General features: G+C 72.3%; 9 protein-coding genes. 3 read left to right on the plus strand and 6 right to left on the minus strand.

Annotation, left to right across the window (positions count from 1 at the left end):
* Positions 1-32: 32 nt before the first annotated feature.
* On the minus strand, positions 33-485 hold the full coding sequence (locus ACWGH4_RS27605) for a YbhB/YbcL family Raf kinase inhibitor-like protein (RefSeq protein ID WP_453465726.1): 453 nt from the start codon (positions 483-485) through the stop codon (positions 33-35).
* A gap of 346 nt (positions 486-831) precedes the next feature.
* Between ACWGH4_RS27605 and ACWGH4_RS27610 the strand changes: the two genes are divergently transcribed.
* Positions 832-1,572 carry a VOC family protein gene (locus tag ACWGH4_RS27610; RefSeq protein ID WP_453465728.1) on the plus strand — a complete coding sequence of 247 codons (741 nt, stop codon included), beginning with the start codon at positions 832-834 and terminating at the stop codon, positions 1,570-1,572.
* A gap of 103 nt (positions 1,573-1,675) precedes the next feature.
* The gene (locus ACWGH4_RS27615) at positions 1,676-2,881 is read left to right on the plus strand and encodes a cytochrome P450 family protein (protein WP_453465730.1); all 1,206 of its coding nucleotides are present in this window, start codon (positions 1,676-1,678) and stop codon (positions 2,879-2,881) included.
* A 52-nt stretch (positions 2,882-2,933) separates the two neighbouring features.
* On the opposite strand, the gene ACWGH4_RS27620 is transcribed toward ACWGH4_RS27615, so the two are convergent.
* Both ACWGH4_RS27620 and ACWGH4_RS27625 read right to left on the minus strand, forming a co-directional pair.
* Complete coding sequence (locus ACWGH4_RS27620) at positions 2,934-3,320, minus strand: DUF6223 family protein (protein ID WP_441262098.1); 387 nt, start codon at positions 3,318-3,320, stop codon at positions 2,934-2,936.
* Positions 3,321-3,775: 455 nt separating this feature from the next.
* On the minus strand, positions 3,776-4,135 hold the full coding sequence (locus tag ACWGH4_RS27625) for a winged helix-turn-helix transcriptional regulator (RefSeq protein WP_453465732.1): 360 nt from the start codon (positions 4,133-4,135) through the stop codon (positions 3,776-3,778).
* 76 nt (positions 4,136-4,211) lie between these two features.
* Between ACWGH4_RS27625 and ACWGH4_RS27630 the strand changes: the two genes are divergently transcribed.
* Positions 4,212-5,102, plus strand: a complete 891-nt coding sequence (locus ACWGH4_RS27630) for an NAD(P)-dependent oxidoreductase (protein WP_453465740.1) — start codon at positions 4,212-4,214, stop codon at positions 5,100-5,102.
* 87 nt (positions 5,103-5,189) lie between these two features.
* Here ACWGH4_RS27630 and ACWGH4_RS27635 read toward each other — a convergent pair whose 3' ends face one another.
* The 3 genes from ACWGH4_RS27635 to ACWGH4_RS27645 form a co-directional block, all read right to left on the minus strand.
* The gene (locus tag ACWGH4_RS27635; protein WP_453465734.1) at positions 5,190-5,657 is read right to left on the minus strand and encodes a nuclear transport factor 2 family protein; all 468 of its coding nucleotides are present in this window, start codon (positions 5,655-5,657) and stop codon (positions 5,190-5,192) included.
* A gap of 52 nt (positions 5,658-5,709) precedes the next feature.
* Positions 5,710-6,276 carry a DoxX family protein gene (locus tag ACWGH4_RS27640; RefSeq protein ID WP_453465736.1) on the minus strand — a complete coding sequence of 189 codons (567 nt, stop codon included), beginning with the start codon at positions 6,274-6,276 and terminating at the stop codon, positions 5,710-5,712.
* Between the two features lie 107 nt (positions 6,277-6,383).
* Positions 6,384-7,056 (minus strand): DNA-3-methyladenine glycosylase family protein (locus tag ACWGH4_RS27645; protein WP_453465738.1); only part of this gene is annotated, 673 nt, incomplete at its 5' end.

Below are 7,056 nucleotides of genomic sequence, written 5' to 3' on the forward strand. Positions count from 1 at the left end.
CCGGTCCCGTGTGTGCCGGCGCGCAGTTCCGGTCAGCGCTGGTAGAGGCCGACGACGGTGCCGCTGGCCAGTTGTGCCTTGTCGACGGCGCGGTGGACGTCGTCGGCGGTGGCGTTGTCGGGGAGTGTCACGGGCTCGGGCAGGGCGTAGAGGCGGAAGAAGTACCGGTGTGCCTCGTCGCCCACGGGTGGTTGCGGTCCGCCCCAGCCGGTTTCCCCGAAGCCGTTGGTCCGGGGCGTACCGCCTGGGGGTGTTTCGCCGGCTTCCACGGAACCGTCTGCCGCGTTGATGCCGGTGACGAGCCAGTGGACGAAGGTGCCGGAGGGGGCGTCGGGGTCCTCGCAGAGCAGGAGCAGCTCTGCCGTGCCGTCGGGCACGCCGGACCAGGTCAGCGGTGGGGAGATGTTGTCGCCGTCCCGTGCGTAGCGTCTCGGGACGAGTGCGTGGTCGTTGAATGCTGCTGTGTGCAGTTCGATCCCAGCCATGCCTCAGCGGTATCCCCCGACGGCGCCGTCCGCCAGCTCTGGGGCCCAGGTGGCGGAGATCCGTACGCTCGCCCGGGCGGCGGGGCCTGTCAGCGGTCGTCCGGAGGCGGCCCGTGCCGGAACCGGACCTGGTCGTACGGCGCTCCAGCCGGCAGTCCCGCTGAAATCCCGAATCGGGGGACGGAACGGCCCCGTGAAGGGACGGCCGTCGGGCACGCTCCCCTCCAGCGTGGTTGAGCGTCGCGGCTGGCGACCAACGCGGCTGAGCCTTCCGGCCGGTGAGCGAGTGGATGTCTGCTCGGCGGCCGACGGAGGTCGTCCCCGAGCGGATCCATAGGATCGCCGCATGGCACTGCGACCCGTTCTGGTGAACATAAAGGCTCTTGACTGCTCGGCGGTCGGCCGGTTCTGGGGGGAGGCGCTCGGCTGGCGCGTCATCGACGAGGAACCCGGCGCGACCGCCGTCAAACCCGTCGGTTTCGATTGGCTGGACCCGGTCACCGTCTGCGTCGACGTCATCGCCGTCCCGGAACCCAGAACCACGGCAAAAAACCGTGTGCACCTCGATCTCGCCACCACCTCCGTGGCCCATCAGGCGGAGTTGGTCGCGCGCCTCCGGTCTCTCGGTGCGAGGCCCGCCGACGTGGGCCAGGGCGACGTGCCGTGGAAGGTCCTCGCCGACCCGGAGGGCAACGAGTTCTGCGTGCTGGAGCCTCGGGAGATCTACCGGGACACCGGGCCGATCGCCCGGGTGGTGGTCGACTGCGCGGATCCGCGGGCCATGGCCCGGTTCTGGGGCGAGGCGATGGACTGGACCCTGCACGAGGTCACGGACGACCGTGCGGTGTGGCGCTCCGCCAAGGAGGTCGGCCCGTATCTCGAGTTCCTCCGCACGCCCGGCGGGCGGACCGGGCCGGACCGCGTCCATCTGGACCTGCTGCGGTACCCCGTCGACGATCAAGAGGCGGAGGTGGCCCGGCTGCACGCCCTCGGCGCCACCGACCTCGACGTCGGCCAGGGCGACGTCCCGTGGAGGTGCCTGGCCGATCCGGAGAGCCACGAGTTCTGCGTCCTCGCCCGAGCGTGACGCGGAGCCTTGACGGCAGGGGCGGATCATTGACCGAAACCCGATGTCCGTCCCTCCCTCGTTCGCGTTAGCGTGCGATTCGACTCGTGAACTGGGGGATTACATGGCGGCCACGCCCATCGTCGATCTGCGGGAATTCGGCCCGGACTTCGTCCGCGATCCTTATCCGGTCTACGCCCGGCTCCGGGCGGAGGCGCCCGTGCACCGGGTGCTCGATCCCGACGGCGAGGAGATCTGGCTCGTCCTCGGTCATGACACCGCTCGGGCCGCCTTCACGGATCCGCGGCTGAGCCGGGACTGGGTCAAGTCCGGGGACGTCAGCCAGATCATCAACACCGACCAGGACCAGCCTGCCCTCGCCCACATGCTGATGTCGGACCCGCCGGACCACACCCGGCTGCGGCGGCTGGTGACGAAGGGCTTCACCCCGCGCCGCATCGACGCGCTGGCGCCGCGCATCCAGCAGGTCACGGACGAGTTGCTCGACGCCATGCTGGCGGAACCGTCGCGGCGTGCGGATCTGATCGCTGCCTTCGCCTTCCCGTTGCCGATGACCGTCATCTGCGACCTGCTGGGTGTGCCTGAGCTCGACCGGGACGCCTTCCGGCGCTGGTCCAACGAGATGGTGGCGCGCACCAGCCCGGAGGCGGAGGCGCGGGCCTACGAGGAGATGCCCGCCTACCTGGCCGAGTTGATCGGCTCCAAGCGGGCACGTCCCGGCGACGACCTGCTCAGCGCGTTGATCCACGCGGCGGACGCCGACGGGGACCGGCTGTCGCCGCAGGAACTCATCGGCATGTCCGTCCTGCTGCTCATCGCCGGGCACGAGACGACGGTCAATCTGATCGGCAACGGCATGCGGGCGCTGTTCTCGCACCCCGAGCAACTGGCCGCGCTGCGGGCCGACTTCGGGCTCCTCGACGGAGCGATCGAGGAGATGCTCCGTTACGACGGTCCGGTGGAGACCTGTACGGACCGCCTCGCGCTGGAGGACGTCGAGATCGGAGGGGTGACCATTCCCGCCGGCTCCACCGTCCTGATCACCATGGCGGACGCCGACCGGGACCCCGAGCGGTTCAAGGACCCCGACCGGTTCGACATCCGCCGGGACGCCCGCGGCCACATCGCCTTCGGTCACGGTCTGCACTACTGCCTGGGCGCGCCGCTCGCGCGGCTCGAGGGCCGGATCGCGTTCCGCACACTGCTGGAACGCTGCCCGGACCTGGCGCAGGACGCGGACGAGGCGGATCTGCCGTGGATGCCGGGGCTGCTGATCAGGGGCGTGCGCAGGCTGCCCGTGCGGTGGTGACGGCGGGCAGGCCCGGGCCCGTCCGGTGGTGAGCGTCGGCGGGCGGGCCCCGTCAGCCGGTGCGGCGGATGCGGGCCAGGGCCAGCCCGCCGAGGACGATGCCGATCAGCCCCAGCAGCGCGGCCACCACGGCCCCGCCCAGCCCGTTGCCGGTGCCGAGTCCGCCTTCTGCGGTGGCCATGACCACTCCCCCGAGGGCCGTGCTGATCAGACCCGCTCCCAGGGCCACGACGGCCCTGCTCCGCCCGGTGCCGGCGCGGGTGCCGGAGCGACCCGCGGGGCGGGCCAGTGCCAGCCCGCCGACGACCACGCCCATCAGCCCCAGCAGCGCGGCCACGACGGCCCCGAGGCGTCCGGAGCTCATGGTGTAGGCGTCGGCGGCGACGGGGAGGGAGATGTGCGCGACCGCCGGTGCGGCAAGCACGGACCGAACTGACATGAGGTGCTCCTTCTGCTGTTACGGCTCGCTGTCCGCCGATCATGTCCGCCGGACCTGCCACCGGTCGTCCGGCGGACGCAGACACTTCGCGCTGCCGCCGATGCCGCAGTGGCCGCGGAGGTACTGCGCCCGCGGTACACGGCTGCTGGTCCTCGGGGCGGACCCGTAGGCCGGCCGCAGCGTCGGGGCCTACTCGGACCGCCCCGCCGGCACCCGTCGATGGCCACGGCGAGTCCGAGGCCGGTGGGGTGAACGTGCCGCAGGCGAGGTCACGCCCGCCGGCGAGGCGCGACGAGGTGTTCCCTGGCGACGTCGAACCGCTCCGCACAGCTGGGGCCTTGTGGCGGGCCGTAGAGGAGAACACTGTTCAGGCCTCGAACCACCTCTGGAGTGTCGCCCCCAAGCACGCTGCGCACGAGGGGGTGGGCGGAGGGAGACGTACGGGGAGCCGGCCGTCAGCGCGAACGGTCGGACACGTCGTCGTGCGGGCTCCGGTCATCGAGCAGGTGCTTCCTGCCCCAGGCGCCGAGAGGGCCGAGCGCCTCGTCGAGGGAGACGCCCAGCGGGGTGAGCGCGTAGGTGACGCGGCGTACCGCTCCCTGACGGTCCTCTTCACGGGCGACGATGCCGTCGGACTCCAACTCCCGCAGGTGGGTGGCGAGAACCTTCTCGCCGACGCCGGGGATGCCGCGCCGCAGCTCACCGAACCGGCAGGGGCCGGCTGCCGGCGCCCACAGGACGAGGACCTTCCACTTGCCGCCGACCACGTCGATCGCCGCGTCGATGCCGCACACGTACGCGTCGCGCCTGGTCATGCACTCACCAAAAGGTAACCACCCACTAAAAAGTGCGTACTTGATCAAGGTCTGTGCCCGTACGAGGCTGATGGACATGGACAACCACACCTCCTCCAAAACCCCTGTCACCCTCCTCGGCCTCGGCGACATGGGCACCGCCCTGGCCCGCGCCTGGCTCGCCGCAGGGCACCCGCTGACCGTCTGGAACCGCACTCCGGCCAAGGCCGGACGCCTGGCGGCCGAGGGCGCCCGGGTGGCGGCGACGCCGGCCGAGGCGCTGGCCTCGGCCACCGGTCCCGTCGTGCTCTGCCTCCTGGACGACGCCTCCGTGGGCGAGACCCTGGACGGCGTCGACCTGACCGGCAAGGACCTGATCGACCTGACCACCAACACGCCCGCCCGGTCCCGGTCGCGGGCGGCCTGGGCCGAGGAACGCGGGGCCCGGTTCCTGGACGGCGGGATCATGGCCGTTCCCCCGATGATCGGCCGGCCGGAGACCGGCGGCCATGTGTTCTACAGCGGTGATCGCGCGCTGTTCGAACGCCATCGGGAGGTGCTGGAGGTTCCCGCCGGCGCGAAGTACGTCGGCGAGGACGCCGGCCATGCGGCACTGCACGACATCGCCCTGCTCAGCGCGATGACCGGGATGTTCGCGGGCGTCACCCACGCCTTCGCCCTGGTGCGCCCCGAGAAGGACCTCGACCTGGCCGGTTTCGCCGCCCTGCTCACGGAATGGCTCGGCGCCATGACCGGCATGACGCACGAGATGGCCGCCCAACTGGAGAGCGGCGACTACACGGAGGGCGTCACCTCCAATCTCGCCATGATGTCGGCGGGGAACGACGCGCTCCTGGCCGCGGCCGAGGGCCAGTCGGTCGATCCCCGGCTCCTCACGCCCTACATGGAGCTGATGCGCAGGCGGGTGGACCAGGGCCACGGCGACGAGGGCCTGGCCGGGACCGTCGACCTGCTCAGGGGCGAGTGAGGCCCTGCGGCCACGTGAGCGCCGACGCGCGGCGGAACACCGTGCCGTCGGCCCTCACGTCCGCCGGGCCGTACCGGCGGACCCGGATCACCGGAGGGGGATGTCGTGGCCCTGGCCGCGCTCGTCCTCGGGGCGCGGCCCGAAGTAGCGGCGGTCGGACTCCTCGATGGCCACGTCGTTGATGCTCGCCTCACGGCGGCTCATGAGGCCGCGCTCGTCGAACTCCCACAGCTCGTTGCCGTAACTGCGGAACCACCGGCCCTCGGCGTCGTGCCATTCGTACTGGAAGCGGACGGCTATGCGGTTCTCGTGGAAGGACCACAGGCTCTTGCGCAATACGTAGTCCAGCTCACGCTCCCACTTGGCCGTGAGGAACTCCGCGATCTGCTGACGGCCGGTCAGGAAGACGTCCCGGTTCCGCCAGACGGAGTCCTCGGTGTAGGCGAGGGAGACCTTGTGCGGGTCACGGGTGTTCCAGGCGTCCTCGGCGGCCTGGACCTTGGCCAGAGCGCTGTCGAGGTCGAACGGCGGGAAAGGCGGGCGCTGTTGGGTCATGACACATGATCCTGTCATGACCCGGCCACGGGACTCCGACGGGCCGGGCTCCCTAGTCCTCCAGGGTGTCGACCCCTTGGTCCTTCTCGGAGCCCGTCGGGTCCACGTCCGCCCCGATCTGGCCCTTCACCCGCTTGCCGACGACCGCGGACGCGGCGAGCGCGCTGGCGGCGAAGGCACCCGCGAGGACCCACGGGCCGTCGAAGCGGTGGCGGGTCACGTGGTCGAGAGAGTAGCGGCCGGGGCCCATGACGCCGATGGCGGCGGCGGTGAAGCCGAGGAACGCCGGGTACTCGAAGCCTCCGGACTGGGCGAAGAACCCGGCCGGCGCGTGGACGGAGACGGCGCCCGCCATGTTGCCGGTCACCGCCGCGCCCGCGGCGGGAGTGGCGAGGCCGAGGGCGAGGAGCACGCCACCGCCCGCCTCCGCGATGCCCGCGGCCATCGCGCTCTGCTTGGGCGGGTGGAAGCCCATGGCCTCCATGCCCTTGGCGGTGCCTTCCAGGCCGCCGCCGCCGAACCAGCCGAACAGTTTCTGGGTGCCGTGGGCGACGAGGACGGCGCCGGTCCCGACGCGCAGGACGAGCAGGCCGAGGTCACGTCGGTTGAGGGTGGTCATCGGTACTCCCGGGGCGTGAGGATGGCGACGTCATCCACTCTCGCGCCGACGGGGGCCGGAGCCGCTGCGTTGCTGGACCGTCCGGGTGAGGCGCGGGTGGTGCCGGGTCAGCTCGCCGGGACGCCGGCGGCCGCCCACAGGTGGTGCATCGCGTACGAGCTCCACGGCCGCCAGCGCCCGGTGTCCGCGCCGGCGGGGACCGCCGGGTCGCCGGGCAGCAGGACGTCGGGGTCGCCCAGGGCGTGCATGCGGATCCGGGCGGCGGTCCGGGCGTCCATGCCGGGCAGTCGCAGCAGCCTGCGCTCCGTCTCCTCGCGGTCGGCGCCGGGGTCGAGCACGACGTCGCCTTCGTCGAGCGCCTCCGCCAGGGCGCGCAGCGCGGGGTGTCCGGTGCCGGTCAGGTCCCGGGCGCGGGGGAACAGGTGGGTGAGGCCACCGCTCGGTTCCGGGAGCGGCTCTCCGTGCGCGGTCACGAGTGTGCTCGCGGCCGGCGTTCCGACCACCGTGCGGATCGCCGTCTCATGGGGGTCCGCGGCACCGGGGATGCGCAGACCGGGGCGGGTCGCGACGTGGGGGGCGAGGGAGGGGTCGGCGCCGAGGCGCTCGGCGACGGCGCACGGGTCGGCGTCGAGATCGAGGAGGCGGCGCATCCGCTGGTTGGCGGTGGTCAGGTCGCGCAGGTCCGTCAGATGCAGCCGGCAGTCCAGCCAGTGACCGCCGCCGGGGCGTTCGCGGACCTCGGCGATCCCGGCGCCGCCGGGCAGCCGCAGCGTGCGGCGG

Source organism: Streptomyces sp. NPDC054847, from assembly GCF_053610925.1.

Coding starts and splice junctions, on each gene's coding strand:
- ACWGH4_RS27605 (WP_453465726.1), bottom strand. CDS start 485: ATGGCTGGGATCGAACTGCACACAGCAGCATTCAACGACCACGCACTC.
- ACWGH4_RS27610 (WP_453465728.1), top strand. CDS start 832: ATGGCACTGCGACCCGTTCTGGTGAACATAAAGGCTCTTGACTGCTCG.
- ACWGH4_RS27615 (WP_453465730.1), top strand. CDS start 1,676: ATGGCGGCCACGCCCATCGTCGATCTGCGGGAATTCGGCCCGGACTTC.
- ACWGH4_RS27620 (WP_441262098.1), bottom strand. CDS start 3,320: ATGTCAGTTCGGTCCGTGCTTGCCGCACCGGCGGTCGCGCACATCTCC.
- ACWGH4_RS27625 (WP_453465732.1), bottom strand. CDS start 4,135: ATGACCAGGCGCGACGCGTACGTGTGCGGCATCGACGCGGCGATCGAC.
- ACWGH4_RS27630 (WP_453465740.1), top strand. CDS start 4,212: ATGGACAACCACACCTCCTCCAAAACCCCTGTCACCCTCCTCGGCCTC.
- ACWGH4_RS27635 (WP_453465734.1), bottom strand. CDS start 5,657: ATGACCCAACAGCGCCCGCCTTTCCCGCCGTTCGACCTCGACAGCGCT.
- ACWGH4_RS27640 (WP_453465736.1), bottom strand. CDS start 6,276: ATGACCACCCTCAACCGACGTGACCTCGGCCTGCTCGTCCTGCGCGTC.